This is a genomic window from Streptomyces sp. NPDC093598 (assembly GCF_044764825.1).
Classification (GTDB): domain Bacteria; phylum Actinomycetota; class Actinomycetes; order Streptomycetales; family Streptomycetaceae; genus Streptomyces.
Map to the genome: position 1 here is coordinate 144806 of NZ_JBIWIV010000013.1, position 26155 is coordinate 170960.

Sequence of the window (26155 nt, forward strand, 5' to 3'; positions counted from 1 at the left end):
GTCCTCACTCCTGAGGAGCCAGGGCTCCCGTGGTGAGGCCGTCCCGGGCGACCTCGGCGAGCTGCCGGCTCAGCTCGTCGACCTTGCGCAGCCCTTCCTCGAACGCGGACAGCGCCCGGAACGCGGAGCCGTACCGGCGCTGCTCCTCGATGTCCATGCGGGGGATGCGCGAGCCCCGGGCGTCGAAACGGTAGGTCCCACTCGCGCTGGTGGAGCGGCGTGTGTTGCCGGAGCTGCGCAGGAAGCCCTGCAGATAGTCCGTGTCGAGCTGCTCGCTGGCCGAGACCGGTTCCGGGCCGTCGTACTCCACGAGTCCTGCACGGGCGAGATCCGCGACGCTCGTGGTGGCACCGTCCAGCGAGCCCGGTCCGCCGCCGGGAGCGAGCTCGGGCAGGTAGGCGGCCAGTCGGCGCACCTGCTCCTGCAACTGCTTGCGCAGGGCCTCGTACTCACCGGGGTAGTCGCGGTGCCGGGACCGCAGGTGACTGCCGGGGGTCAGGTCGACGGTGTCGTCGAGGAGCTCGATCAGCGGCACGTCCACGGTCTGGTCGGGCTTGGGCTCCAAGTCATCGTCGGGGCTGTTGTCGGTCAGGTCGACCATACGCACGGTGTGGTGGGTGTCCGCACCCGAGGTGTTCTCGGGACGCCGTAGACACCACAGATGGACGGGCAGGGAGTGCGAGGTCGCCGTCCCCGGCGGCAGGGCGACCACCTGGTGCACGATGCCCCGGCGTACGAGTTCCGACCGGATGCGGCGGCCCGCCTTTCGGTAGGCGACCGAGGCCGGCATGACCATGAGGACCTGGCCGCCCGGCGCGGTGTGCGCGTACGCGTGCTGGAGCCAGGCGAGTTCGCCTTCGGCCTTGGACGGGGTGCCAAGTTCCCAGCGGGAGTCGAGCAGCAGTTGCTCCCTCCCCCACTCCGTCACACCGGCCGGCGGGTCACAGACGATCAGATCCGCCTTGAGGTCCGGCCATGCGTCCGCGCGCAGGGAGTCCCCTGCCACCACTCGCACCTCGGAGCGGCCCAGGAGGTCCGCACGCAGCTGGGCGAAAAGGGCACTGTCCCCATCCATCTCCTGGCCACAGCAACGCGTCCCCCTCTCGGAGGCGACGGACAGGAGCAGCACCCCGATACCGCAGGCGGGATCGAAGACGGTGGCACCGGCCGGCAGTTCGGGGGCGAAGTGACACACGGCCCGCACCACACGCTCGGACGTCACCTGGTCCGATCCCGCACGCCGGGCGGAGTCCATGAACCGGTCAGTAAGTCCGTTTACGAGATCCACGGGTGCCCCGGTCTCGGCGAGCTGCCGCAGGCGGGCGGCGACGTCGTCCGGCAGAGCCGGTTCGGACTCCCCGGCCAGCGCGGCGGCGATCGCGGCTAGGCCCGCGACCATCTGATCCCCGTAAACGGTCCGCAGGGCCTGCCACAACTCGACCTCGGGAGAGACCTCCTGGCCCTTGCGCTGCCTGTCCAGCCAGTCCTGGACCTCGGTGAGCGCGTAGAGCGGACTGTTCGCGCCGCCCCCCGCCGGTGCGGGGAAGTCGTCGTAGCGCCGACGCCAATTGGAGACAGCGGCCCGGGTGACCCCGGCCAGCCGAGCGATCTCCGCACCGGTGACAAGCGGGCCGACCGATGGAGCGGCGTTGTCCGTCATGGCCCCCAGCGTACACGGACCATCACAGACCTTCCAGTGGGAAGTACGTTGACAACGTACACAGAAAGGTGGGAATCTCTCTCGTGTACTCGAAGCTCTCGTGAACCACAGCGCCCAGGAGGCACCCCATGGCGTCGCACACCGCCGTACGCACCGTCTACCGGCTGTCCGACGTCGCCCCCACCCAGGACGCCATGCTGGACGCCCTCGACGTCGAACTTCTGGACAGGCTCGGCGCCGATCCCCACGTACCCGTGGCGCTCGGGGTCCCGGCCGTGTACGTCACCTGCGGAATGGAGCGCACCGAGGCCCCCTGGTGCGCACCCATGGCCCGCACCACCGGCATCAACGTCACCGAAGGCGTCCGGCGCACCGCCGCCGTACTCCTGCTCGCCGTCGACGGCACGGTGTACGCCATCGGCTGCGACCAGGGATACCGGCTGATCCCCGACCACCTCAAGGACAAGCGCTTCGGTCTCTCCTTCGCCGTCCGGCAGATGGATCCGAACCTGATCCGTGGCGCGGTCTCCCGGTCTCTCGGGCAGGCACGCACCGACATCTCCCTGGTGCCGGGCGGCGCCCCGGTCCCCCTGCTCGGCATCCGCGACCACTCGCGCATCGTGCGCAGCCTGGGCGGCTACCTCGACGATCTGCCGCTCACCCGGTCGCGGTACACGCGCGGAAGGGCCGTCAGCGCCCAGGGTGGGTGCGGGCTGAGAATCGCCCTCGGGATCGAACCCGAGGCCCTGCTCTCCGACCTGCGCGCCATCGCCAGAATCTGCCGCGAGGACATCCCGCACCAGGAACTGGAGTTCGTCGATCACATCGCGCCGGTCGAGGACACGACCACTCTCGACGTTCTCGATCAGGCCCTGGACGACCTCCTCGGCCGTCCCGCCGATGGACGGATCTCCGTCTCCGTGCCGTCCGAACACCATGCGGCATACGCGGAGGCGACCACTTACGTGACGCGGATCAACAGCTCCGGCGCCCTGCGCTCCGACGACTTCGACCCCGACTACGTCCTCACCCGGGCCCGACTCACACCGGCCGGCGATCGTCTCAGGGCGTTGCGCGAGGGAACCGTGACCCTTGCCCGGGAGCGCCGGGCCGGGGTGGCTGACACGCTCGCCGTCACCAGCGCGCTGACGTGGCTGGAGGCCGCGGTCTCCGTGGGCTCCGGACGGTTCTTCCTGATGGACGGTGAGTGGTACGAGGCCGGGTCCGCCTACGTGGACGAGTGCCGGGCGGCCGTAGCGACGCTGTTCTCGCCGTCGCCCTCCGTCTCCCTCCCCGCGTGGATCGACGGAGAGTCCGAGAACGCCTACAACAACAGGGTGGCCGACGAGGAACGGCCCGACTGGCTCTGCCTCGACACCAAGAACGTCACCAATCCGCTCCGGCCCAGGGACCAGGTCGAGATCTGCGACCTGCTCATGCCCGACGGCACGCTCGTCCTCGTCAAGCGGGCGGGCGGTTCCGGTCCGCTGAGTCACCTGTTCAACCAGGCCAGGGTGGCGGTGGAGCTGCTCCAGGAGTCCGCCCGGGTCCGTGCGGAGTTCACCGAGAAGGTGGCCCGGCTCAGCCGGGGTGAACTCGTGCTCCCGGACGACTTCACGCCCAAACGGATCGTCCTCGCCATGCTTCTCAAGAACCGGGAGAACCTGACTCCGGACTCCGTCTTCGGTTTCTCCCAGATCACCATCGCCCAGACCGCGAAGGCCCTGGCGGCACGAGGGGTGACTGTCGAGGTCATCGGAATTCCGGGGAGCGGCGCACATGCGCTCCCCTTGTCGGCGCGTAACGTGGGGGTCGGGGCGGCAGTCCTCGGTTGATGGCCTGCGACACCGATTCGCTCTCGTTTTCGTCCACGTTGGGAAAGCCGCGTGAAACGCAGGTGGCCTCTTCCGGGACATCCGGAGTGAGCGTGTCCTCGGGTGTGAGTCCCCCGAAACGGGAAAGTCCGCCCCTGTGGACGCACCCCTGCTGACCTTCGGGCACAGCACCGCCTCCCGGGACCGGATCGCCGGACTGCTGCGTGATGCCGATGTCGTGGCCGTCGTGGACGTGCGGACCGCTCCCGGCAGCCGCCGTGACCCCGATCTGCTGCGGGAGCGGCTCACCGAGTGGCTGCCGAGTGCCGGGATCGACTACCGGTGGGAACCCGCCCTCGGCGGGTTCCGCCCGCTGCCCGCGGACAGCCCGGACGTCGTCTGGCGCAACGAGTCCTTCCGCGGGTACGCCGCCCACACCCGCTCCCCCGAGTTCGTCTCCGCCATGGACCGCCTGCTGCACGAGGCCGCGGACGCCCGCACGGCCGTGATGTGCAGCGAGGCGGTCTGGTGGCGCTGCCACCGCCGGCTGATCGCCGACTTCGCGGTGCTGGCCCGCGGCGTACCGGCCCGCCACCTCGTGCACGACGGGCGGCTGAGCACCCACACCCCGACGCCCGGGGTGCGGCTGCGCGACGACGGGCTGCTCGTGTACGACGGCCGTACCGAGCCCGCCCGCGGCTGAGCCGTCAGTACAGCTTGTTCACCGCCGTGACGGTCGTGGCCTTGAAGTCGGCCACCTGGGCGTGCTGGAACGTGCCCATCTGGGCCCACCGGACCACCGTGACGGTCCGGCCGTCGCGGCCGACCGAGAAGAGGCCGATGTCGGAGGAGCCCCAGGCTGAGGCGGTGTGGATGCCGTAGACGTCGGCGCCCTCCTCGACGTTCAGCCGGCCGTAGTACTTCTGGGTCGCCGTGATGTCCGGGTCCTGCTGCATCAGCTTCTTCGCGCAGCCGGCGAGGTCCTTGCGCAGCAGTGCCGCGAAGTCCTTCGCCCACTGTTCGCTGCGCCCCTCGACCGTGAGCTGCTGGGCGTTCGTGTCGTACTCCGTCCAGTACTCCCGGTGCGTGGTGATCGACGGCAGCGCGTCGCCCACGCAGATCGGCAGCGGGTCGGGCTGGCCGGCCGTGACCGCTCCGGCGTACCAGGGCGAGGACGGGTGCGGCGGCAGTTCGGCCGGCTCCAGGAACCGGGGTGTGTCGGAGGCCGGCGTGGCGGCGGCGGCCGGGACGGCGGCTGCGGCGACACCGGCGACGGCCGCCAGCGCGGCCACGGTGGTACGGATGGCTCGGGCGCGGTTCTGCATGGTCTCCCCCATTGGTTCCCCGGTCGAATGCGCGGGCTTGTGCCCTTGCCCCGTACGACCCGCCACCGCCCGCGACCGTTGCCCTGTTCGTCCGCTACGGATCCGTCCCGATTGTCACCGTCCCGCCACCGGGCTCGAGGCCGGGGATCCCTCTCACTTCCGCCCCGGGTCGGCCCAGGTTCGGCGGTTAAGGTGACCAGGGCGCATCAAGGCGCCCACAACGGACAAGGTGGCGGAGGGCGTACGTGTCGGACCAGGGGCGGCTCGTCGCCGGGCGCTATCGGCTCGCCGAGCGGATCGGCCGCGGCGGCATGGGCACGGTGTGGTGCGCCGACGACGAGGTGCTGGACCGCCGGGTCGCCCTCAAGCAGTTGCACGAGCACCCGCACCTCTCCCCCGACGAGCTCGGCACGCTCTACGAACGCATGCGCCGCGAGGCCCGCAGCGCCGCCCGTGTCACGCATCCCGGCGTGGTCGTCGTGCACGACGTCGTGGAGGACGAGGGCCGCCCCTGTGTGGTCATGGAGTACGTGCCCGGCCCCACCCTCGGCGACCTCCTGCGGGACGGCCGCACGCTCCCGCCGCACGAGGCGGCCCGGATCGGCCTGGCCATGGTGTCCGCCCTGCGGGCCGCGCACGCCGCGGGGGTACTGCACCGCGACGTCAAACCCGCCAACGTCCTGCTGGGCACCGGCGACCGGGTCGTCCTCACCGACTTCGGCATCGCGATGACGGCCGGCTCACCGACCCTGACCAGGACCGGCGAGATGGTCGGCTCCATCGACTACATGGCCCCGGAACGCGTCAGGGGCCTCGCCTCCGGCCCGTCCTCGGACCTGTGGGCGCTCGGCGCGACGCTGTACCAGGCCGTGGAGGGCCGCCCGCCGTTCCGCCGCCCGACGGCGATGGAGACGGCGTACGCGATAGCCACGCACCCCCTGGAGCCCCCGAGGCGGGCGGGACCCCTGGGCTCCCTCGTGGAATCGCTCCTGGCCAGGGCCCCGGAGGAGCGCCCGTCGGCGGAGGAGGCCGAACGCGCCCTGCGTGATGTGCTGCGGGAGCGCGGGACCGCGCTCGACACGCGGCTGCCACCGAGCGGGCGCGACCAGCCGCAACCGATCCGCGCCGGCGCCACGGCCGCACTCGCCGCCCCCGCCCGCGCTCCCCGGCGCCGCCGTCTCCTCCTCGCCGCGGGGGTGGCAGCCGCGGCCCTGGCCACGGGTGCCACGCTCTACGGAACGCGGGGCGGGGGAACCACCGCGTCCCCCGGGCCGACGCACCCGTCCAGCACGCCCCTGGCCAAGGGCTACCACCTGGTCCACGAGAAGAAGCTCGGCATCTCCTTCCCCGTCCCGGACGGCTGGACGGCCCGCAACCGCACGGCGGAGCAGGTCACCTACGCCGCCCCCTCCGGCCTCGCCGGCATCACCATCGGAACGGTCGCCCCGGCCGGCCCGAACCCCGCCGCCCACTTCACGGACATCGAGGCGAACACCAAGGTCACCTACCCGACGTACCGCCGGCTCCGCATGCAGCGGACCACCTTCCGCGAACAGCCCGCCGCCGTCTGGGAGTTCACCTTCCAGGGCCGGGCCCGCCTGTTCCGCGCCATCGACCTCGGCTACGGCCACGAGGGCGGACGCGAGTACGACATCTACCTCTCCGCGCCCAACGTGCAGTGGGACACCTACCGTCCCGTCTTCGACCGGGTCAGAGACGGCTTCAGGACACGCTGAACCGCCTCATGCTCGTCGACTCGGGCCGGTACAGGGCGTAAAGCGACCGAAGAATGGATAGGGGCTATACGGCGAAACGCGGGGAGTGTCCGACGTGCCCGGATGTCGGGCGCGGCGGCCTCAGGAGGGGGAGCGCGCATGGACGGCCGGCCCTTGTATCTCGAACCGCGGCTGGAGCCACGACTGAGGTCGCTCGTGGGGGCGCACGGCACACTGCACTCGCTCACCGACGCGCTCGGCTCACCCCTGCACGTCGTGGTTCCGGACCAGATCGCCGAGAACCTGGAGCGGTTCCGGTCGGTGTACCGGACGCACCATCTGTCGGGGCAGGTCTTCTACGCCCACAAGGCCAACCGGTCCAGTGCGCTGCTGCGGCGGCTCGCCGCGACGGACGCGGGTGTGGACGTCGCGTCGCTGGGTGAGTTGCAGCACGCGCTGGGGGCAGGGTTCGGCGCCGACCGGATCACGGCCACGGGGCCCAAGAACCCCGAGTTCCTGTGGCTGGCGGCGCGTACGGGCGTCACGGTCAGCGTCGATGCCGCCGCCGAGCTGGACCAGCTCGCCGCCCTGGTGCGCAAGCACGCGCTCCCCCGGGTGCCGGTGCTGCTGCGGCTGTCGGGGTTCGAGGCGTCGGGTGTGCGGGTGCTGAGCCGGCGCAGCCGCTTCGGCACGCCGGTAAGGGAGTTGGAGCTGTTGCTGGAAGCGGTCGAGCGGCATGCCGACGCGGTCGCCCTGACCGGGGTGGCCTTCCATCTGGACACGACGAGCGTCGCGGAGAAGGCGACCGCTCTCGAAGGGTGCCTGGCGGCCCTGGAGTTGTGCCGGAGCCGGGGGTTGCAGCCCCGGGCCGTGGACGTCGGCGGCGGGTTCGGCATCAGCTACCTCGCCGAGCGGGAGCAGTGGGAGGCGTACACGACCGGTCTGACCGCGGCCGTCCTCGGCCGCCGTCCGCCCCTGGCGTGGGGCGGGCACGGCTACGGGCTGCGCGACGAGTCCGGCACCCTGCGCGGCACGCTCGGCCTCTACCCCGCCCACCGGTCCGTCGCGGGCGCGGCCTACCTGGACGAGCTGCTGGCCCAGCCCGCCGCCTCGCTGGGCGGCCGCCCGCTGGCCGCGCTGCTGCTGGAGCACCTGTACGACCTGCACACCGAGCCCGGCCGGGCGCTGCTGGACCAGTGCGGCCTCTCACTGGCGCGGGTCCTGGAGGTCCGCACCCAGGACGCCGGTGGGGAACTGCTCGTACGGCTGGCCGCCAAGGCGGACGACATCGCCCTGGAGGACCACGGAGTGCTGATGGACCCGGTCGTGATCCCCAGAAGCGGCTCCGGGCCGGGCGAGGGGCCCGTCGCCGTGCACCTCTTCGGCAGCCTGTGTCTGGAGAGCGATCTGATCACCCGGCGCACGGTGTTCCTGCCGCGCCGTCCGGAACCCGGCGACCTGCTCGCCTTCGCCAACACCGCCGGCTACGCCATGGACTTCCACGCCACGCGCGCCCAGCACCAGCCCGACGCCCGCAAGGTGGCCGCCTGGCAGGACGGCGACACATGGCGCTGGTGCCTCGACGACCAGTTCTGGCCGATCACGCCCTCGAGGGGAGCTCAGTGAGGTACGACAGCATCACCGAGGCGATAGGCAACACCCCTTTGGTGCGGATGGACCCAGCGGTGCACGGCCTGCGCAACATCGATCTGTACGCCAAGCTGGAGATGCTCAATCCGTTCGGCTCGGTCAAGGACCGGGCCGCCTGGAGCATGGCTGCTCCTCTGCTGGCCGAGGCGGTCCGGCACGACAGCCAGGTGGTCGAGTTGTCCAGCGGCAACACGGCCAAGGCGCTCGCGGTCATCGCGGGCATGCACGGCCTGGGCTTCAAGAGCGTCACCAACCGGATGCGGGTCCCGGAGATCAAGGATCTCCTGCTGCTGCTCGGTGCGGAGATCGAGGAACTGCCGGGGCAGAGCGAGTGCCTCGACCCGACCGCCACGGACGACCCGCTGACCCTGTTCCACCGGACGCTGTCCGGCTCCGGCAGCGCCTATCTGCACACCGACCAGTACTTCAACCCGCGCAACACCGAGGCTCATCTCACCGGTACCGGGCCGGAGATCGTCAAGGACCTGGACGGCCGGGTCCCGGACTGGTTCGTCGCCTGTGTGGGCACGGCGGGTTCCTCCACGGGTGTGGCCCGCGCGCTGCGGGAGGAGGACCCGTCCGTGCGGGTGGTCGGGCTGGTCGCGGCCAAGTCCGACTTCATCCCCGGCATCCGCACCATCGACGAGGTGCAGGAGGTCGGCCTGTTCGACCCGGAGACGTACGACTCGATGGAGTCGGTGAGCGCCGACGAGGCGATCGAGGGCATGCTCACCCTGAACCGCCGCTGCGGCATCCTCGGCGGCCCCACCGGAGGGGCGGCCTACTTCGGCGCGGTCAGGCATCTGCGGGCGCTCGACGAGGAGCTGACCGAGCGCCGGACGGCGGTGTTCATCGTCTGCGACCGGGTGGAGAGCTATCTGAGCTACGTCCGGCAGCGGCGCCCCGATCTGCTGGGCCGGCCGCCCCGGAAGAACTCGCCGGCCGACCTGTCCGACGCCGAGGTCGGCAGGGCGCCGTCGGTGACCGTGGCCGAGGCCCGGCGCTGGATCGACACCGACCGGCCGCTCGTGGTCGACCTGCGCAGCCCGTACGCGTACGCGGCGCTGCACATCGACGGGTCGGTCAACATCGTGGACGAGCTGTTCGCCGAACTCCTGCGGGGCGGCCTGCCGTTCAGCCGGCGCCAGCCGGTGCTGCTGGCCTGCCCGGTCGGTGAGCAGTCCGCGCGGTACGCGGCGCTGCTGACCCGGATGGGCCACCCGGACGTGCGCAGCCTGGCCGGCGGCATCATCGCCTGGCGGGACGCGGGCGCGCCCCTGGTGCGGGACTGACCGGCATGACCGCACCGAGCACCCGCGAGGAACTGGGACGGTGGCAGCAGGCGCTGCGCGCCCAGTTCCCCATCGTCACCGGGCACCCCGAGCTGGCGTACCTGGACAGCGCGGCCACGGCGCAGAAGCCGCGGGCCGTGCTGGACGCCGTGCAGACGTACCTGACCACGTCCAACGCCAACTCCGCGCGGGGCACGTACACCTGGGCCAACCGGACCACGGAGCTGGTCGAGCGGACCCGCGAGCGCGTCGCCCGGTTCCTCGGGGACGACCGGCCGGAGCGTTCCGCCGTCCACTTCACCAGCGGCACCACCGAGGGGCTGCGGAGCATCGCCCGCGACTGGCTGCCGGGCTTCCTGCGCGACGGCGACGAGATCGTCGTGCCGGACGCCGACCACCAGGCCAACATCGTGCCCTGGCTGGAGGTCCAGCGGCTGCTCGCCCGGGAGGGCGTGCACGTGCGGGTGGTGCCGATGCCGTACCAGAGCGGCTCCGGGGACTACGACCACCGGGCGCTGGCCGAACGGGCGGGCCCGCGCACCCGGTTCGTCGCCACCACCCATGTGCACCACGTCTACGGCGGCGACATGAACGTGCAGCGCATCCGGCAGGCCGTCGGCCCGGACGCGGTCATCTGTCTGGACGCCGCGCAGAGCGTCGGTCATCTGCCGGTGTCTGTCGCCGATTTGGACGTGGACTTCGTCGTCTTCTCCGGGCACAAGGCGCTGGCCCTGCCCGGTTCCGGGGCGGTGTGGGCCCGGCAGGCGCGCGGCCCGGCGTTCGTGCCCGGCGGGTGGAGCGGCACGCCGAACACCGTGGGCATCGCCTCGCTCGAAGCGGCCCTGGACTGGCTGGAGGCGGCCGGTGTCGACCGGATCGAGCGCTGGACGGCCGACCTGGCGGCCCGGCTCACCGACGGGCTGCGCCTGCTGGACGCCTACGAGATCCTCGGCTGCCCGCTCAGCCTGGCCGCCGACACGACCGTGCAGCGCCGCCAGGGCATCGTGACAGTGCGGCACCGCGTCATCGACTCGGGCGACCTGGGATTCATCCTGTTCAGCCATGGGTTCATGGTCCGCTCCGACCACCACTGCCAGGGCGACGCGGGCGAGAAGACCGGATCGGTGCGGGTGAGTCTGCATGTGTACAACACAGTTGAGGAGATCGACCGGTTGCTGTCCGTTCTCGCATCACTCCAGTGACACGTCCCCCTACGCGTAATGGGAACCGTTTCCACCTGTAGGCTCGGTCCGGCAGAAGTCAGGTGCGAGACGGCAAGGTGGCACGACCGGATGGGGCTGAGTCTGGCGACGGCGGAGCACTGGGTGGAGCGCTGGGAGCTCCAGCAGCAGCGGTACGCCGTGGACCGCGAGGAGCGTTTCACGGTGATCGCCGATGTCGTCGAGCACGTCACGGCGGGACACGCGACCCCGCCCCTCGTCGTGGACCTGGGCTGCGGGCCCGGTTCCCTGGCCGCCCGGTTGATCAGGCGGCTGCCGGACGCGGAGATCGTGGCCGTGGACCGGGACCCCGTCCTGCTGGAGCTGGGCCGCACCCACCACCCGGACGCGGCCCGCTACGTGGACGCGGAGATCGGCGCGCCCGGCTGGGTGTGGGCTCTCGATCTGGACCGGCCCCTGGACGCGGCGGTCTCCACGACGGCCCTGCACTACCTCGACCGCGACACCCTGCTCGGCACCTACCGGCAGCTCGCCGGGCTGCTGCGCCCCGGGGGCGTCCTCGTCAACGGCGACCACCTCCCCCAGGGCGAGACGGGCCCGGCGGGGATCGCCGCCCATGTCGGGCAGTGCCGGGCCGACCGGCAGCGTGCGTTCGCCCAGGAGGACTGGGGCTCCTGGTGGGCCGCCGTCGCCGATGACCCGGAGCTGGCCGACCTCCTCGCCGAGCGCCGCCGCCGCGAAGCTTTCCTCGCCACCGGCCGCCCCGCCGAACTCTCCCTCTCCACCCACCTGGAGCTGCTCCGGCAGGCGGGCTTCGAACAGGCCGGACCCGTGTGGCAGTACGGCGACAGCTGCGTGGTCGTGGCGGTGCGCTAGCCCGGCGGTTCACTCGTGCGCCCCGCGTCAGGTGGCGGGCGGCGGTGGCCGCTCCGACAATACATGCAGGAATCGCTATATGTTAATGTCGCCATGCCGCCCCGGCCGAAGTGCCCGGGCGGCCACCAGCACACACAAGGAGCTCCACCATGACCACCACCCAGCACATCACCCACGAGGACCACGCGCACACCCACGGCGACGACTGCGGCCACCTCGCCTTCACCCACGGCGACCACACGGACTACGCCCACGACGGCCACATCCACCGGACGCACGAGGGCCACACCGACGAGTGCACGAGCAGCGGCCACGCGGTGCACCAGAACCACGACCACCAGCACGGCGACGACTGCGGCCATCTGGCCGTGCGGCACGGCGACCACACGGACTACGTGCACGACGACCACCGTCACGCCGCCCACGAGGGACACTGGGACGACCACTGACAGGAGTCGCCCGCGGCGAGGTGGAGAGCAACCCGTAACTGGTAATCGTTGTCATATGCTAATGTGCGCATATGACAACGACGCCCTCTCCCCCGACGGACGAGCCGGACCCGACGCTGCAGGCGGCCAGTGAGCTGCTGCGTGCTCTGGCCTCCCCCGTACGGCTGGGCATCGTGCGCGAGCTGTCGGGCGGCGGGAAGTACGTCCATGAACTGGTGACCGCACTGGGCGTGAGCCAGCCGCTGGTCTCCCAGCACCTGAGGGTGCTGCGCACCTCCCGGATCGTCAGCGCCCGGCGTCAGGCCCGCGAGACGCGGTACACCCTCACCGACGACCACGTGGCGCACATCGTGCTGGACGCCATCCGGCACGCACAGGAGTAGCGCCTCTCAGGTCAGGCTGTCCCAGTGAACTGTGCGGTCGCACCAGCGTTCCAGCAGGGTGCGGTCGTGGCCGACGGCCAGCAGGGCGGCGCCGGTCGCGGCCCGGTAGTCCTCCACGGCCGCGACGAGGGCGGCGGCGGTGGAGGCGTCGAGCATCGCGGTCATCTCGTCGCACACCAGCAGGCGCGGGCGCAGCACCAGGGCCCGGGCGAGGCAGGCGCGTTGCAGCTGGCCGTCGCTGACCTCGTGCGGCCGCCGGGTCAGCAGGTCGGGGGTGAGGCCGACGACGGGGGCCAACTCGGCGACCCGGGCGGGGATCTCCCTGCCGCGGCCGGTGGCCCGCAGGGGCTCGGCGATCAGGTCGGTGAGCGGCAGCCGGGGGTCCGCGGAGAGCCTGGCCTGCTGGAAGACGACCCCGAAGGCGGTGCGCAGGGCGCGTGGGGCGCGATGGCGCCAGTGCCGTACGGGCTCGCCGTCGAGGAGCAGGGTGCCGGAGTCGGGCCGGTGCAGCAGGGCCGCGACGCGGGCCAGGGTGGACTTGCCGCAGCCGCTCGGGCCGAGCAGGCCGACGGACTCGCCCGGGGCGACGGCCAGGGAGACGTCCCGGACCACCGGAGCGTTCCTGACGTATCCGGCGGTGATGGAGCGCAGTTCAAGCACGGACGTCCTCCGGCACGTGCGGGTGGTGGCAGGCGACCGTGCCGGTGGGCGGCGGCGTGGCGCAGGTGCCGGTGGCCCGGTCGCAGCGGACGGCGAAGGCGCAGCCGGCCGGGAGGTCGCCGAGTTCGGGCGGCATCCCCGGCACGGGGGTGAAGGCGCGGTCGGGCAGGGCCTGGAGCAGTCCGCGGCTGTAGGGGTGACGGGGCCCGGGCGAGCCGAAGAAGGCGGTGGCTTCGGCGAGTTCGACGATCCGGCCCGCGTACATGACCGCGACCCGGTCGGCGATGCGCTCGGCGGCCGTCAGGTCGTGGGTGATCATCAGCAGGGCCCGTCCGCCGCCGTTCGTTCCGCCCGGGTCGTCGACGTGCCGCCGCAGTTCGTCGACCGTACGGTCCACCAGGTCGCGGTCGAGTCCGGTGGTCGGTTCGTCGGCGAGCAGCAGGGGCGCGTCGCCGACCAGGGCGAGGGCGGTGGCGGCGCGTTGGGCGAGGCCGCCGGAGAGCTGGTGGGGGTGGCGGTCGAGATGGTCCGCGGGGAACGCGGCCCGTTCGGCGGCGGCCTCGGCGGCGGCGCGCAGGGCGGCGCGGCCCCGGGTCGCGGTCAAGGCGGCGACGGTCTCCTCCAGTTGGGAGCGGACGGTGCGGACCGGGGTGAGGTGGGCGGCCGGGCTCTGCGGTACGAGGCCGATGAGCCGCCCCCGTACGGTGCGGGCGAGGGTCCGCTCGTCGGCCGTGAGCAGGTCCAGGTCGCCGAGGAGGGCGGAGCCGGCGGTCTGCGCGTTGCCGGGGAGGAGGCCGAGCAGGGCGGAGGCCAGCACGGACTTGCCGCAGCCGCTCTCGCCGATCAGGGCCAGGCACTCGCCGGGCGCCACGTCGAACCGGGCGCCGGTGACCGCGGCGACGCGGCGCCCGCCGGGCATGAGGAACCGCACGGACAGCCCCCGGACGGACAGCACGGGGGAGCGCCGGGACGGGGACTCGGGATCGACTCCTGTGCTCACAGCATCAGCTCCGATCGGTGGCGGGGATGGATCCGCTCCCGCCAGGCCCCGGCGAGACCGGCGACGGCGAGGGTCGGGACGATGAGGAAGAGGCCCGGGAAGAGGGTCGGCCACCACTGGCCGGCGAGGAGGGAGCCGCGGGCGCTCTGGATCAGGGTGCCGAGGCTCGCCGTGTGCGTGGGCAGCCCGAGGCCGAGGAAGGACAGCGCCGACTCGTGCCACATGGCGTGCGGCACCATCAGCACGGCGGCCAGCGCGGCCTGGGGGAGCACGGCGGGCAGGAGGTGCCGTACGGCCACCCGCCACCGGGACGCGCCGCCGGAGACGGCGGCGTCGATGTACGGCCGCGACCGCAGCGACAGCACCTCGGCGCGGACGATCCGGGCGGTGGACAGCCAATGGGTCAGCGCGACCGAGATCACCACCGGCCACACCCCGGGGCGGAACATCGCCACGATGAAGATGCCGAGCAGCAGATGCGGTACGGACGAGAAGGTGTCGACCACCCTCATCAGGGCCCGGTCGGCCCAGCCGCCCAGCGCCCCGGCGGCCGCGCCCACGGCCGTGCCGACGACGGTCGCGGTCAGCGCTGCCGCCACGCCGACGAGCAGCGAGACGCGCAGGCCGTAGACGCAGCGCAGCAGCAGGTCGCGCCCGACGTCGTCGGTGCCGAACGGGTGGGCCCAGGAGGGCGGTTGCAGCTTGGCGGCGAGGTCGACGGCCTGCTGGTCGAGCTGGACCAGCGGCGGCACGAGCAGCACGGCGAGCACGGTCGCGGTCACCAGCGCGGCGGAGGTGCGCACGCGCAGGGCGCGGGTGGAGCGGCGCTTCGGTCCGTGCGACCGCCACTCGGTCTCCTCCGCGGCGGCGGGCGCCGGGGCGTCACATGTCACTGAGCTTCACCCTCGGGTCGAACAGTCCGTAGAGCAGGTCGGCGAGCAGGTTGCCGGCGAGGACGGCGGCGGTGGCCAGGGTCGTCAGGGCGGCGAGCAGCGGGAAGTCGACGGCGGTGGCCGCCTCGACGGTGGCGGCGGCGATGCCGGGCCAGCTGAAGACGCTCTCCACCAGCAGCGCTCCGGTGATGAGTTCGGGCACGCGGGAGCCGATGAGCGTGAGCACCGGCAGGAGCCCGGAGCGCAGGGCGTGGCCGAGCAGGACGGTGCGTTCGCTCAGGCCTCGGGCGCGGGCGCCGCGTACCGGGTCCTCCGCCAGCGCGTCCCCGACGCCCTGCCGTACGTACAGCGTGAACCATGGCAGTTGGGACACGGCGAGGACACCGGCGGGCAGCACGAGATGGCTCGTGACCTGGCCGGGCGTGACCTCTTCGCTGCCGGTGTCGGTCAGGCCGCCCGCCGGGAGGACGTCCCACTGGAGGGCGAACAGCCAGATGGCGAGCAGCGCGATCCAGAAGACCGGTGCCGCTTCCAGGGTGTAGGCGAGGGAGGTGACGGTCCGGTCGAGGAGCGAACCGGGGCGGCGGGCGGCGAGCACGCCGAGGAGCGTGCCCGTCAGCACGGCGGCGGCGAAGGCGACCGCGCAGAGCAGCGCGGACCACACCAGCCGTTCGCCGATGACCTGGGCGACGGGCTGCCGCATGACGCTGGAATGGCCGAGGTCGCCGGAGAGCGCGGAGGTCAGCCAGTGCCACCAGCGGGCGGCGAAGGGCTGGTCCACGCCGAGGTTCTCGCGCAGCCGGTCCAGGGTCTGCTGGTCGGCGCCGAGCGCGGCGGTGCCGGCGTAGGCCTTGACGGGGTCGAACGGGGAGGCGGCGGCGATCGCGAACACGCCGAAGGTGACGACGAGCAGGACGGGGGCGGCGAACAGCGCCCGCCGCCCTGCCAGTCGCGCCATCGCTCCCCAGGGCGGGCGGGTCACTGCTTCGGCTGCCAGTCCTCGATGTTCCACCAGGGGCCGCTGGCGAAGCCGTGCTCGTGCGGCTCCAGCTGGGTGCCGAGGCCCTTCCAGCGGTCGGCCAGGACGTAGAGGTGGTCGATGTGGGTGAGGAAGGTGTAGCCGGGGTCCTGCACCAGGGCGCGCTGGAGCGTGTCGTAGGCGGCGCGGCGGGTGTCCGGGTCCTGGCTGCGGCGGCCGTTGTCGAGGGCGCGGTCCACGGCGGGGTTGTCGTAGCGGGCCATGTTGTTGAAGCCGTCGCCGGCGAGGGAGGAGTGCAGCAGGGTGTAGAGGCCGAAGTCGGGGTCGCCGGTGCTGCCGAAGCCCGCGAGGACCGCGTCGTCCTTCATGCGCGGTTCGATGACCTCCCAGGTGGCGCTCTGCACCCTCACGTCGATGCCGGCCTGCTTGGCGTCGGAGGCGTAGGCGAGGGCGTGGTCCTGGCGGACCTTGTCGCCGGAGGGGTAGAGCAGACTGAAGGACGCCCGCTGTCCGTCCCTGGCGCGGATGCCGTCCTTACCGGGCTTCCAGCCGGCCTCGTCCAGGATCTTCTCGGCCTTGGAGAGGTCCTTGGTGCGCTCGATGTCCTTCGTGAACGCGGGGTCGTCGACGGGCAGCGGCCCGTAGGCCGGGCGGCCCGCGCCGTCGAGGATCTTGCCGACCATGGCCTCGCGGTCGACGGCGGCGTCGAGGGCGCGCCGGATCGCACGGTCGCCGGTGACCTTGTTCGCGGTGGGCAGCGTGACGGCCCGGAAGTCGTAGGACCGGGCCCGGTAGGTGCGCCTGGCGTCGTCGCCCTTGAACGTGGCGGCGAGGTTGGGCGGGAGGACCGCGCCGTCGAGGTCGCCGGAGCGCAGCCGGGTGGCGCGCACGTTGTCGTCGCCGATGATCGCCATGGTGAAGGTCTTCACCTTCGGCTCGCCGCCCCAGTAGCGGGGGTTGGCCTTGAAGGTGAGCTTCTCGCCCCTGCTCCAGCCGGTGAGGACGTACGGCCCGGTGCCAACCGGTTTCGTGTTGAAGGAGCCGGTGTTGGGGTTCTGCTCGCCGGCGACGTGCTCGGGGACGATGGGCAGCACGGTGCGGGCGGCGAAGGGGGCGTAGGGGTACTTCAGCGTGAAGACGACCTTGTCGTCACCGCTCGCCCGGACCTCCTTGACGGCGTCCAGCTCGCTCTTGAAGGTGTTGTTGGTCTTCGGGTCGAGGGCGGTCCGGTACGTGTACACGACGTCGGCGGCCGTCAGGGGTTCGCCGTCGCTGAACTCGACCCCGTCGCGCAGGGTGTAGGTGTACGTGCGGCCACCGTCGGTGATCTTCGGCAGTTCGGCCGCCAGCGCGGGCTTCAGCTTCAGGTCGGCGTCGTGGGCGAGGAGCCCGTCGAAGATCTTGGAGTTGCCGTCCTTGCCGTAGCCGAGCAACGGGCTGAGGGTGTCGGGTTCGGAGGCCACCCCGAGCACGACGGACCCCGCGGATCCGCCGTCGCCCGGGCCGCCGCTGGGGGCCGAGCAGGCGGTGACCGCCGCGGCCAGCGCCGCCGTGGCGGCGGCCCCTCGTATCCGACGGGTCGACATGTGACCTCACACCCTTGTTGCTCTAGTCAGGTTTTTGCATAGACCTCGCAATTAAACAGGATCGGCGGGCGGCCCGGACCCGGGACGCCCGCCGACGCGGTCACCGACGTGCTCAGGCCGGGGTCAGGGTGATGTCCCGGTCCTGGACCGCGTGGAAGGTGGGCAGCGGCAGGACGCCGAAGGTGCGCAGCTCCATCAGGGTGGCCTGGACGTGGGCCGCTCCGGGCACGAGCACCCTGGACGCGGTCCGGCCCTTGTTCACCCAGCGGTGGGCCGCACCGTCGCACACGGCCCGGGTGCCGCCGATGCCGTGACGGCTCGTCGAGGCGCCCTGGCTCACGGAGGAGCTGACGAAGACCGGTCCGCGGGAGGGGGCGCAGCGGTAGGTGCCGGACAGGGTGACGGTGCCGTCGGCGGCGATCCGGCCCACGGCGTCGACCGTGACGGAACCGGCGGGGGCGGGGGCGGACGCGGCGGCGGGCGCCGCGCCGGCGCCGGTGAGCAGGAGCAGCGCGGCACCGGCCGCCGCGCCGAGAAGGGGACGTACACGCATGGAGGGAACCTCCCGGAATGAGTGGAATGGTGGTTTCCACTCGTACCCGGCCCTCCGGGCGGGCGCCCGTAATCCTCACCCTTCGGTGGCGAGTCCGCGCCGGGCGGCGGCGCAGGGGCCGGCCGTCGCGGCCGGACCCGGGGGCCGGCTACGGCAGGACCGCGAAGCCGTCCAGTTCCACCAGCGCCTCCGCGTCCCACAGCCGGACGACCTGGACGACCGCCATGGCGGGGTAGTCGCGTCCGGCCGAGTCGCGCCACAGGCGGCCCAGTTCCGGCGCGTGTGTGCGGTACGCCTCGACGTCCGTGGTGTAGACGGTGACGCGGGCCAGGTCGGACAGTGTGCCGCCGGCCGCGGTGAGGGCGGCCAGCAGGTTGGCGAGGGCCTTCTCGAACTGCTCGGGCAGGGTCCGTCCGACCACCTTGCCGTCGGCGTCGAGGGCGGTCTGGCCCGCCAGGAACACCACCCGTGACCCGCAGGCCACGACGGCGTGGGAGAAGCCGGTGGGCGGGGACAGCTCGGGCGGGTTGACGCGCTCGGTGCTCACCGGGCCTCCTGACGGGCGTACAACTCCTTGGCGATGATGCCTCGTTGCACCTCGCTGGCCCCCTCGTAGACGCGCGGGGCGCGCACCTCACGGTAGAGGTGTTCGAGCAGGTGGCCGCGTTGCAGGGCCCGGGCGCCGTGCAGCTGGACGGCTGTGTCGACGACGTACTGCGCGGTCTCGGTGGCGAGCAGTTTGGCCATGGCGGAGCGCCGGGGCACCTCCGGGGAGTCCGCGTCGTACGCCGACGCCGCCGCGTGGACCATCAGCCGGGCCGCCTCGGTGCGCAGGGCCATCTCGGCGACCTGGTGCGCGACGGTTTGCAGGTCCTTCAGCTTGCCCCCGAAGGCGTCCCGGCCCGCGGTGTGGGCGAGGGTCGCGTCGAGGGCCGCCTGCGCCATGCCGACCGCGAACGCGCCGACGCTGGGGCGGAACAGGTTGAGCGTCCCCATGGCGACCCGGAAGCCGCGGTCGACCTCGCCGAGCACGTCGTCGGCCGTCACGGGCACGGCGTCGAAGTCGAGCGCGCCGATCGGGTGCGGCGAGAGCATGTCGAGGGCGCGGCCGGTCAGGCCCGGGCGGTCGGCGGGCACGAGGAAGGCCGTGACGCCACGGGCCCCGGCATCCGGGACGGTCCGGGCGAAGACGGTGTAGAAGTCGGCCTCGGGGGCGTTGGAGATCCAGCACTTCTCGCCGGTGAGGCGCCATCGGGCGGAGCCCTCGGGGGCGGCGGTGAGTGCCGTACCGGCCGATGGCCGGCCGCCCTGTGGGGCGTCCGGCTCCGCCCGCAGCCCCAGCGCCGCCGCGTCCGATCCCGCCCCCGGCTCGCTCAGCGCGAAGGCCGCGATCGCCGTGCCGTCGGTGACCCGGGGGAGCCAGCGGGCGCGTTGCGCCTGGGTGCCGTGCGCGTGGACCGGGTGCGCGCCGAGGCCTTGGAGGGCCAGGGCCGTCTCGGCCTCCGTGCAGGCGTAGGCCAGGGACTCGCGCATCAGGCACAGGTCGAGCGCGCCCGAGGTGAACAGGCGCCCGAGCAGCCCGAGGCTGCCGAGTTCGGCGACCAGGGGCCGGTTCACGTGCCCTGGTTCACCCTTGTCGGCCAGCGGGCGGAGCCGCTCCGCGGCCAGGGTGCGCAGTGCGGCACACCAGGCGAGTTGTGCCGGTTCGAGCGAGAATGCGGTCATCGCCGGTCCCTTCTCCGCCACCCTGCGTTCCGGCTGGGCCCCTCCGAGGCTATCGCGGACCGTTGACTGCCGTCACCAACACGATACGCTCCAGAGGCGAGCCCACCACGCCAAGGGGGCGAACCGTATGAATCCACGGGGCACAGCCCACGTCGACACCTTCGCCCGGGACCATCTGCCACCCCCGGACCAATGGCCCGAGCTCCGCTTCGATCTGCCGGAGCTGCACTACCCCGAACGGCTCAACTGCGCCGCCGAGTTGCTGAACGGCCCGCCCGGCGACCGCCCGGCGTTCCTCACGGCCACCGGCGCACCGTGGACGTACGGCGATCTGCGTGCCCGAGTGGACCGCCTCGCGCACCTGCTCACCGGCGAACTCGGTGTCGTCCCCGGCAACCGGGTGCTGCTGCGCGGCCCCACCACCCCCTGGCTCGCGGCCTGCTGGCTGGCGGTGCTGAAGGCGGGGGCCGTGGCGGTCACGGTGCTCGCCCAGCAGCGCCCGCACGAGCTGAGCACGATGTGCGAGATCGCGCGGGTGCGGCACGCCCTGTGCGACATCCGGGCCGTCGACGACCTCGCCAAGGCCGAGATCCCCGGCCTGCGGATCACGGCGTACGGCGGTGACGCCCCGGACGACCTCCTGAACCGCCCGGCGCCCGGCACACCGTACGAGGCCGTCGCGACGGCGGCCGACGACGTGGCGCTGATCGCCTTCACCTCCGGCACCACCGGCCGCCCCAAGGGCTGTATGCACCTGCACCGGGACGTCCTGGCGATCGCCGACACCTTCTCCCGGCACGTCCTGAGGCCCGTCCCGGACGACGTGTTCACCGGCAGTCCCCCGCTGGGCTTCACCTTCGGTCTCGGCGGACTGGTGGTCTTCCCGCTGCGGGCCGGCGCCAGTGCGCTGCTGCTCGAACAGGCGGGGCCCCGGCAGCTGCTGCCCGCCATCGCCCGGCACCGGGTCTCCGTGCTGTTCACCGCGCCGACGGCGTACCGCGCGATGCTCGACGAGCTCGACGGGCACGACGTCTCCTCCCTGCGCCGCTGCGTCTCGGCCGGTGAGAACCTGCCCGCGGCCACCTGGCAGGCCTGGCACGAGCGCACCGGGCTGCGCGTCATCAACGGCATCGGCGCGACCGAACTGCTGCACATCTTCATCTCCGCGGCCGACGACCGGATCCGGCCCGGGACCACGGGCGTTCCGGTGCCGGGCTGGCACGCGCGCGTGCAGGACGCGGACGGCGAGCCCGTACCCGACGGGCAGCCGGGGCTGCTGGCCGTGCGCGGACCGGTCGGCTGCCGGTACCTCGCCGACCCGCGGCAGCGGGACTATGTGCGCGACGGCTGGAACATCACCGGCGACACCTACGTCCGCGACCCCGACGGCTACTTCCGCTACGTCGCCCGCGCCGACGACATGATCATCTCGGCCGGGTACAACATCGCCGGCCCCGAGGTGGAGGACGCGCTGCTGCGGCATCCGGACGTGGTGGAGGCGGCGGTCGTGGGGCGGCCCGACGAGGCCCGCGGGCAGGTCGTGCAGGCCTTCACCGTCCTCAAGGAGGGCGCGCAGCGGGACGCCGAGGCGCTGCGCGCCTTCGTCAAGAGCGAACTGGCACCGTACAAGTGCCCGCGCGAGATCGTCTTCCTGGACGCGCTGCCGCGCACGGCCACCGGCAAGCTCCAGCGGTTCATGCTGCGCGCGGCGGGGGTACCGGAAGGCGACCGGGACTGATCCGTACGACCTAAGATGATCAACGTGTCCGACCAGCATGCACCACGGTCTCTCATCGTCACGCTCTACGGCGCGTACGGTCGCTTCATGCCGGGCCCCGTGCCGGTAGCCGAACTGATCCGGCTGCTGGCCGCGGCCGGCGTGGACGCTCCGTCCGTGCGCTCCTCGGTGTCGCGGCTCAAGAGACGGGGACTGCTCGTGCCCGCCCGCACCGCACAGGGCGCGGCCGGGTACGAACTGTCGCCGGACGCCCGCCAGCTGCTCGAGGACGGCGACCGGCGCATCTACGCCTCGGCTCCGCCCGAGGACGAGGGCTGGGTGCTCGCGGTGTTCTCCGTGCCGGAGTCGGAGCGGCAGAAGCGGCATGTGCTGCGCTCCCGGCTGGCCGGACTCGGTTTCGGCACGGCCGCTCCGGGCGTGTGGATCGCGCCCGCGCGGCTGTTCGAGGAGACCCGGCACACGCTCCAGCGGCTGCGGCTCGACGCGTACGTCGACTTCTTCCGCGGCGACCATCTCGGCTTCGCCCCGACCGCGGAGGCCGTCGCCCGGTGGTGGGACCTGGCGGCCATCGCCAAGGAGCACGAGGCGTTCCTCGACCGCCACGCGCGCGTGCTGCACGACTGGGAGAAGCGCGCGGACACGCCGCCCGAGGAGGCCTACCGGGACTACCTCCTAGCCCTGGACTCCTGGCGCCATCTCCCCTACACCGACCCGGGCCTGCCGTCCGAACTGCTTCCCGCGGACTGGCCGGGGGTCCGCTCGTCGGCGGTGTTCCGGGGGCTGCACGAGCGGCTGCGGGACGCGGGGGCGGGGTTCGTGGGGCTCTGACCCCTACGGGCGCCGCCCGGTTTGCGGTGTTTGCTCCGCTTCGGAACAGTCAACGATGTCCGCGAGTGGACGGAGCGCGCACCGGGAGGCGGACCGAGGGATGACCGTCACCACACCACCGAGGACGACAGGCGTCCGCGCGGACCGACTCCTGTGAGGCGGCTCGGGCGCTCGGTGCACGCAGGGTGGGAGCGGGCCGGTGCGCACACCCTCGTCCGGCAGGGCCGCGACGTGGAGTTGCTGCACCGGGCCACGGGGTTCGCCACGCTCGCACTGGTCACCCTGGCGCCCCTGCTGATCGTGGTCGCCGCCGCCGATCCACTGGCGCGGGGCGGATTCGCGTCGTGGCTGGCCGACGGCATGGGACTGTCCGGGCGGTCCGCGCGGCTGCTCACGAACATCATCAGCCCGCCGCGCAAGGTCATCGGCACCACAAGCGTCCTCGGCGGGGTGGCGCTCGCCGTCTTCGGTGTCGCGTTCGGCGGCAGCGTGCAGAACGGCTACGAGCGGATCTGGGGCCTGCCCTCCGGCCCGTGGCATCGGGTCTGGCGGCAGGCGGTGTGGCTGATCGCGATGACGGCGTACCTGTACCAGGAGGTCCAGACGCGGGGCCTCGTCTCGGGACCGGAGCGGATCGCGCTGAGCTCGGCGTCCGGTGTGCTGTTCTTCTGGTGGGGACAGCGTTTCCTGCTGGGCGGTCAGGTCCGCTGGCGCCATCTGCTCCCCGGGGCGGTGGCCACCATGGCGGGCCTGGGCGGCCTGCGCATGTTCTCCTACTTCGTCTTCACTCCCCTCATCGTCAACAACGCCATCAGCTACGGAGCGGTCGGCGTCGTCCTCGTCGTGGAGTCCTGGCTCATCGGCGTGGGCTACGTCGTCTACGGCGGGGCACTCCTCGGCCGCTGGGTCCTGGAGCACCACGGGCACCGGAACCGCGCCGAGTAGACCCGCATCCCGCCGATCCTTCCGTACGAACGCACATGCCACCCCCAGTGACACCGATCCCGGCTCATGCGAATCCACAGGGGGCTTTTCCCTGGCAGCTGCGGCATTATCATCGGCGCATACCCAGCAGAGGGAGCAGACCGTGATGATCCGTACCGTGCGCCGGACCCGCCGCCTGCTCCAGGTGGCCGCGGGGGGAGCCGCCGCTCTGCTGGCGCTGAGCGCCTGTTCGTCGTCCGGCTCGGATTCCTCGGCCGGGCCGGACTCCTCCGGGCCGGGCAAGCTCTCCGGTGAGGTGACCGTCTTCGCCGCGGCCTCGCTGAAGGAGAGCTTCACGACGCTGGGCGAGCGGTTCGAGAAGGAGCACCCCGGCACGAAGGTCACCTTCAGCTTCGGCGGCAGCGACTCCCTCGCCGCGAGCATCACCGGCGGCGCTCCGGCGGACGTCTTCGCCTCGGCCAGCCCCAAGACGATGAAGATCGTCACGGACGCCGGGGACGCCTCGGGCAGGCCCTCGACCTTCGTCCGCAACGAGCTGGAGATCGCCACCCTCCCGGGCAACCCGCACAAGATCGCCTCCCTCGAGGACCTCAGCGGCTCCGACCTGAAGGTCGTGCTGTGCGACAAGACGGTGCCCTGCGGCGCCGCCGCCCAGAAGGCCCTCGACGCCGGCAGGCTCGATCTCACGCCTGTCTCCTACGAGGAGGACGTCAAGTCCGCCCTCAACAAGGTCGTGCTGAAGGAGGCCGACGCGGCGGTCGTCTACAAGACCGACGTGAAGGCTGCCGGTGACAAGGTGGAGGGCGTGGAGTTCCCCGAGTCCGCCGACGCCGTCAACGACTACCCCATCACCCTCCTCAAGAGCTCGAGGAACACCGAGACCGCCAAGGCGTTCATCGGGCTCGTGCAGTCCGCCGAGGGCCAGAAGGTCCTGGGCGCGGCCGGGTTCCTCAAGCCGTGACCTCCCCGACCGGCGAGCCGCACGCCGCGGGCGACACCCTCCGGGGCGGTCCGCGGCGCCGGCACGTCCGGACGGGCGTCCCGCTGCCGCTGCTGCTCCCCGCGCTGATCGGCGTGGCCTTCCTGATCGTGCCGCTGATCGCGCTGCTCGTGCGGACTCCGTGGCACAGCCTGCCCGAGCAGCTCACCAGCGCGGAGGTGTGGCAGGCCCTCAGGCTGTCCCTGCTGTGCGCCACGGCGGCCACCGTGGTGAGCCTGGTCATCGGCGTGCCGCTGGCCTGGCTGCTGGCCCGCGTCGAATTCCCCGGCCGCGGCCTCGTACGCGCCCTCGTCACCCTGCCCCTCGTGCTGCCTCCGGTCGTCGGCGGTGTGGCGCTGCTGATGGCGCTCGGCCGCAACGGCATCGTCGGGCAGTGGCTCGACTCCTGGTTCGGGATCACGCTGCCCTTCACCACCGCCGGGGTCGTGATCGCCGAGGCGTTCGTGGCGATGCCCTTCCTCGTCATCAGCGTCGAGGGCACGCTGCGGGCCGCCGACCCCCGCTACGAGGAGGCGGCCGCCACCCTGGGAGCGTCCCGCTTCACCGCGTTCCGCCGGGTCACCCTGCCGCTGATCGCGCCGGGCATCGCGGCGGGCGCGGTCCTGGCATGGGCGCGGGCGCTCGGCGAGTTCGGCGCGACGATCACCTTCGCCGGCAACTTCCCCGGCCGCACCCAGACCATGCCGCTGGCCGTGTACCTGGCCCTGCAGAGCGACCCGGAGGCCGCGATCGCCCTCAGCCTGGTGCTGCTGGCGGTGTCGATCGCCGTGCTGGCGGGGTTGCGCGACCGTTGGATGAGAGCCGGATGACCCGAACCCACGAGCACGACGCGCACTCCGGCGCCGCGGCGGACGGGCTCGACGCCCGCCTCGTCGTGGACCGCGGCGGCTTCCGTCTCGACGTGACGCTGACCGTCACGCCCGGCGAGGTCGTCGCCCTGCTCGGGCCGAACGGCGCCGGCAAGACCACCGCGCTGCGCGCCCTGGCCGGCCTGACGCCGCTCAGCGGCGGCCATCTGCGGCTGGACGGCACGGAGCTGGACCGCACGCCGCCGGAGGCCCGCCCCGTCGGTGTCGTCTTCCAGGACTACCTGCTCTTCCCCCACCTCACCGCCCTCGACAACGTCGCCTTCGGCCCCCGCTGCCAGGGCGCCACCAAGGCGGAGGCCCGGGCGCAGGCCGCCCAGTTGCTCGACCACCTGGGCCTCGCGGCGCACACCGGCACCAAACCGCGCAGGCTCTCCGGCGGCCAGGCCCAGCGCGTGGCCCTCGCCCGCGCCCTGGCCACCCACCCCCGTCTGCTGCTGCTCGACGAGCCCCTGGCCGCGCTGGACGCCCGCACCCGCCTGGAGGTGCGCGCCCAGCTCCGGCGCCACCTGGCCGACTTCGAGGCGGTCGCCGTGCTCGTCACGCACGATCCGCTCGACGCCATGGTGCTGGCCGACCGTCTGGTGGTCGTGGAGCACGGCCGGGTCGTCCAGGAGGGCACCCCGGCCGACATCGCCCGCCATCCCCGTACGGACTACATCGCGCAGCTCGTCGGCCTGAACCTCTACCGGGGCGAGGCCGACGGTCACACCGTCCGTCTCGCCGACGGTCCGTGCCTCACCATCACGGAGGTCCTGTCCGGCCCGGTCTTCGTGGCGTTCCCGCCGAGCGCGGTCACCCTCCACCGTGACCGGCCCACCGGCTCCAGCGCCCGCAACCTGTGGCGCTGCGAGGTGGCCGGACTGGAGACCCACGGCGACCAGATCCGCGCCGGCCTCACCGGCGAACTCCCCCTCGCCGCCGACCTCACGACGGTCGCCGCGGCCGAACTCGGCCTCCACCCGGGCGCGCAGGTCTGGGCCACGGTGAAGGCGGCGCAGACCCACGCCTACCCGGTCTGAGGCGGTCGGCATCCC

At 72.6% G+C, this 26155-nt stretch carries 25 protein-coding genes; 15 read left to right on the forward strand and 10 right to left on the reverse strand.

Features of this window, described 5'->3' with window-relative positions; translation table 11 throughout:
- Nucleotides 1-4: 4 nt before the first annotated feature.
- Nucleotides 5-1660, reverse strand: a complete 1656-nt coding sequence (locus ACIRDU_RS29805; RefSeq protein WP_403585005.1) for an N-6 DNA methylase — start codon at nucleotides 1658-1660, stop codon at nucleotides 5-7.
- 128 nt (nucleotides 1661-1788) lie between these two features.
- Between ACIRDU_RS29805 and ACIRDU_RS29810 the strand changes: the two genes are divergently transcribed.
- Nucleotides 1789-3495, forward strand: coding sequence for a TIGR04141 family sporadically distributed protein (locus ACIRDU_RS29810; RefSeq protein ID WP_403585008.1), 1707 nt, complete (start codon nucleotides 1789-1791; stop codon nucleotides 3493-3495).
- 136 nt (nucleotides 3496-3631) lie between these two features.
- Nucleotides 3632-4177: a DUF488 family protein gene (locus ACIRDU_RS29815; protein ID WP_403585011.1), complete on the forward strand. Its 546-nt coding sequence runs from the start codon at nucleotides 3632-3634 to the stop codon at nucleotides 4175-4177.
- A 4-nt stretch (nucleotides 4178-4181) separates the two neighbouring features.
- On the opposite strand, the gene ACIRDU_RS29820 is transcribed toward ACIRDU_RS29815, so the two are convergent.
- Nucleotides 4182-4811 carry a hypothetical protein gene (locus ACIRDU_RS29820; RefSeq protein ID WP_403585014.1) on the reverse strand — a complete coding sequence of 210 codons (630 nt, stop codon included), beginning with the start codon at nucleotides 4809-4811 and terminating at the stop codon, nucleotides 4182-4184.
- 233 nt (nucleotides 4812-5044) lie between these two features.
- Between ACIRDU_RS29820 and ACIRDU_RS29825 the strand changes: the two genes are divergently transcribed.
- From ACIRDU_RS29825 to ACIRDU_RS29855, 7 genes are all read left to right on the forward strand, one after another.
- On the forward strand, nucleotides 5045-6535 hold the full coding sequence (locus ACIRDU_RS29825; RefSeq protein WP_403585017.1) for a protein kinase: 1491 nt from the start codon (nucleotides 5045-5047) through the stop codon (nucleotides 6533-6535).
- Between the two features lie 138 nt (nucleotides 6536-6673).
- Nucleotides 6674-8140, forward strand: coding sequence for a Y4yA family PLP-dependent enzyme (locus tag ACIRDU_RS29830; protein ID WP_403585019.1), 1467 nt, complete (start codon nucleotides 6674-6676; stop codon nucleotides 8138-8140).
- Entirely contained in the window at nucleotides 8137-9456 is a 1320-nt protein-coding gene (locus ACIRDU_RS29835) for a pyridoxal-phosphate dependent enzyme (RefSeq protein ID WP_403585022.1), read from the forward strand. The genes ACIRDU_RS29830 and ACIRDU_RS29835 overlap by 4 nt, the downstream gene beginning before the upstream one ends.
- Before the next feature lie 5 nt (nucleotides 9457-9461).
- On the forward strand, nucleotides 9462-10658 hold the full coding sequence (locus ACIRDU_RS29840; RefSeq protein ID WP_403585025.1) for an aminotransferase class V-fold PLP-dependent enzyme: 1197 nt from the start codon (nucleotides 9462-9464) through the stop codon (nucleotides 10656-10658).
- A gap of 90 nt (nucleotides 10659-10748) precedes the next feature.
- Nucleotides 10749-11513, forward strand: a complete 765-nt coding sequence (locus tag ACIRDU_RS29845; RefSeq protein WP_403585027.1) for a class I SAM-dependent methyltransferase — start codon at nucleotides 10749-10751, stop codon at nucleotides 11511-11513.
- Between the two features lie 149 nt (nucleotides 11514-11662).
- Complete coding sequence (locus ACIRDU_RS29850; protein WP_403585030.1) at nucleotides 11663-11962, forward strand: hypothetical protein; 300 nt, start codon at nucleotides 11663-11665, stop codon at nucleotides 11960-11962.
- Nucleotides 11963-12033: 71 nt separating this feature from the next.
- Nucleotides 12034-12345, forward strand: a complete 312-nt coding sequence (locus ACIRDU_RS29855; protein ID WP_403585032.1) for an ArsR/SmtB family transcription factor — start codon at nucleotides 12034-12036, stop codon at nucleotides 12343-12345.
- A gap of 6 nt (nucleotides 12346-12351) precedes the next feature.
- Here ACIRDU_RS29855 and ACIRDU_RS29860 read toward each other — a convergent pair whose 3' ends face one another.
- From ACIRDU_RS29860 to ACIRDU_RS29895, 8 genes are all read right to left on the reverse strand, one after another.
- Nucleotides 12352-13005, reverse strand: a complete 654-nt coding sequence (locus ACIRDU_RS29860; protein WP_403585035.1) for an ABC transporter ATP-binding protein — start codon at nucleotides 13003-13005, stop codon at nucleotides 12352-12354.
- A complete protein-coding gene (locus ACIRDU_RS29865; RefSeq protein ID WP_403585192.1) occupies nucleotides 12998-13924 on the reverse strand; it encodes an ABC transporter ATP-binding protein in 927 nt (308 codons plus the stop codon). Before ACIRDU_RS29865 ends, ACIRDU_RS29860 begins: the two co-directional genes overlap by 8 nt.
- A 77-nt stretch (nucleotides 13925-14001) precedes the next feature.
- Nucleotides 14002-14898 carry an ABC transporter permease gene (locus ACIRDU_RS29870; protein ID WP_403585039.1) on the reverse strand — a complete coding sequence of 299 codons (897 nt, stop codon included), beginning with the start codon at nucleotides 14896-14898 and terminating at the stop codon, nucleotides 14002-14004.
- Complete coding sequence (locus tag ACIRDU_RS29875) at nucleotides 14888-15856, reverse strand: ABC transporter permease (RefSeq protein WP_403585043.1); 969 nt, start codon at nucleotides 15854-15856, stop codon at nucleotides 14888-14890. Before ACIRDU_RS29875 ends, ACIRDU_RS29870 begins: the two co-directional genes overlap by 11 nt.
- A 20-nt stretch (nucleotides 15857-15876) precedes the next feature.
- On the reverse strand, nucleotides 15877-17463 hold the full coding sequence (locus ACIRDU_RS29880) for an ABC transporter substrate-binding protein (protein ID WP_403585047.1): 1587 nt from the start codon (nucleotides 17461-17463) through the stop codon (nucleotides 15877-15879).
- 112 nt (nucleotides 17464-17575) lie between these two features.
- Nucleotides 17576-18016, reverse strand: coding sequence for a DUF6299 family protein (locus ACIRDU_RS29885; RefSeq protein WP_403585051.1), 441 nt, complete (start codon nucleotides 18014-18016; stop codon nucleotides 17576-17578).
- Nucleotides 18017-18164: 148 nt separating this feature from the next.
- Complete coding sequence (locus ACIRDU_RS29890) at nucleotides 18165-18563, reverse strand: RidA family protein (protein ID WP_403585054.1); 399 nt, start codon at nucleotides 18561-18563, stop codon at nucleotides 18165-18167.
- On the reverse strand, nucleotides 18560-19741 hold the full coding sequence (locus ACIRDU_RS29895) for an acyl-CoA dehydrogenase family protein (RefSeq protein WP_403585057.1): 1182 nt from the start codon (nucleotides 19739-19741) through the stop codon (nucleotides 18560-18562). Before ACIRDU_RS29895 ends, ACIRDU_RS29890 begins: the two co-directional genes overlap by 4 nt.
- Nucleotides 19742-19868: 127 nt before the next feature.
- Here ACIRDU_RS29895 and ACIRDU_RS29900 point away from each other — a divergent pair, with 127 nt between their 5' ends.
- The 6 genes from ACIRDU_RS29900 to ACIRDU_RS29925 all read left to right on the forward strand — a co-directional run bounded on the left by ACIRDU_RS29900 (nucleotide 19869) and on the right by ACIRDU_RS29925 (nucleotide 26140).
- On the forward strand, nucleotides 19869-21479 hold the full coding sequence (locus ACIRDU_RS29900; RefSeq protein WP_403585060.1) for an AMP-binding protein: 1611 nt from the start codon (nucleotides 19869-19871) through the stop codon (nucleotides 21477-21479).
- A gap of 15 nt (nucleotides 21480-21494) precedes the next feature.
- Nucleotides 21495-22307, forward strand: coding sequence for a PaaX family transcriptional regulator C-terminal domain-containing protein (locus tag ACIRDU_RS29905; protein ID WP_403585062.1), 813 nt, complete (start codon nucleotides 21495-21497; stop codon nucleotides 22305-22307).
- A gap of 153 nt (nucleotides 22308-22460) precedes the next feature.
- Nucleotides 22461-23252 (forward strand): ribonuclease BN, encoded by a 792-nt coding sequence (locus ACIRDU_RS29910; RefSeq protein ID WP_403585065.1) that lies wholly within the window; start codon nucleotides 22461-22463, stop codon nucleotides 23250-23252.
- Nucleotides 23253-23397: 145 nt separating this feature from the next.
- Nucleotides 23398-24213: a molybdate ABC transporter substrate-binding protein gene (modA, locus tag ACIRDU_RS29915; RefSeq protein WP_403585194.1), complete on the forward strand. Its 816-nt coding sequence runs from the start codon at nucleotides 23398-23400 to the stop codon at nucleotides 24211-24213.
- On the forward strand, nucleotides 24210-25061 hold the full coding sequence (gene modB, locus ACIRDU_RS29920) for a molybdate ABC transporter permease subunit (RefSeq protein WP_403585068.1): 852 nt from the start codon (nucleotides 24210-24212) through the stop codon (nucleotides 25059-25061). The genes modA and modB overlap by 4 nt, the downstream gene beginning before the upstream one ends.
- Nucleotides 25058-26140, forward strand: coding sequence for an ABC transporter ATP-binding protein (locus tag ACIRDU_RS29925; protein WP_403585071.1), 1083 nt, complete (start codon nucleotides 25058-25060; stop codon nucleotides 26138-26140). The genes modB and ACIRDU_RS29925 overlap by 4 nt, the downstream gene beginning before the upstream one ends.
- Nucleotides 26141-26155 lie beyond the last annotated feature (15 nt).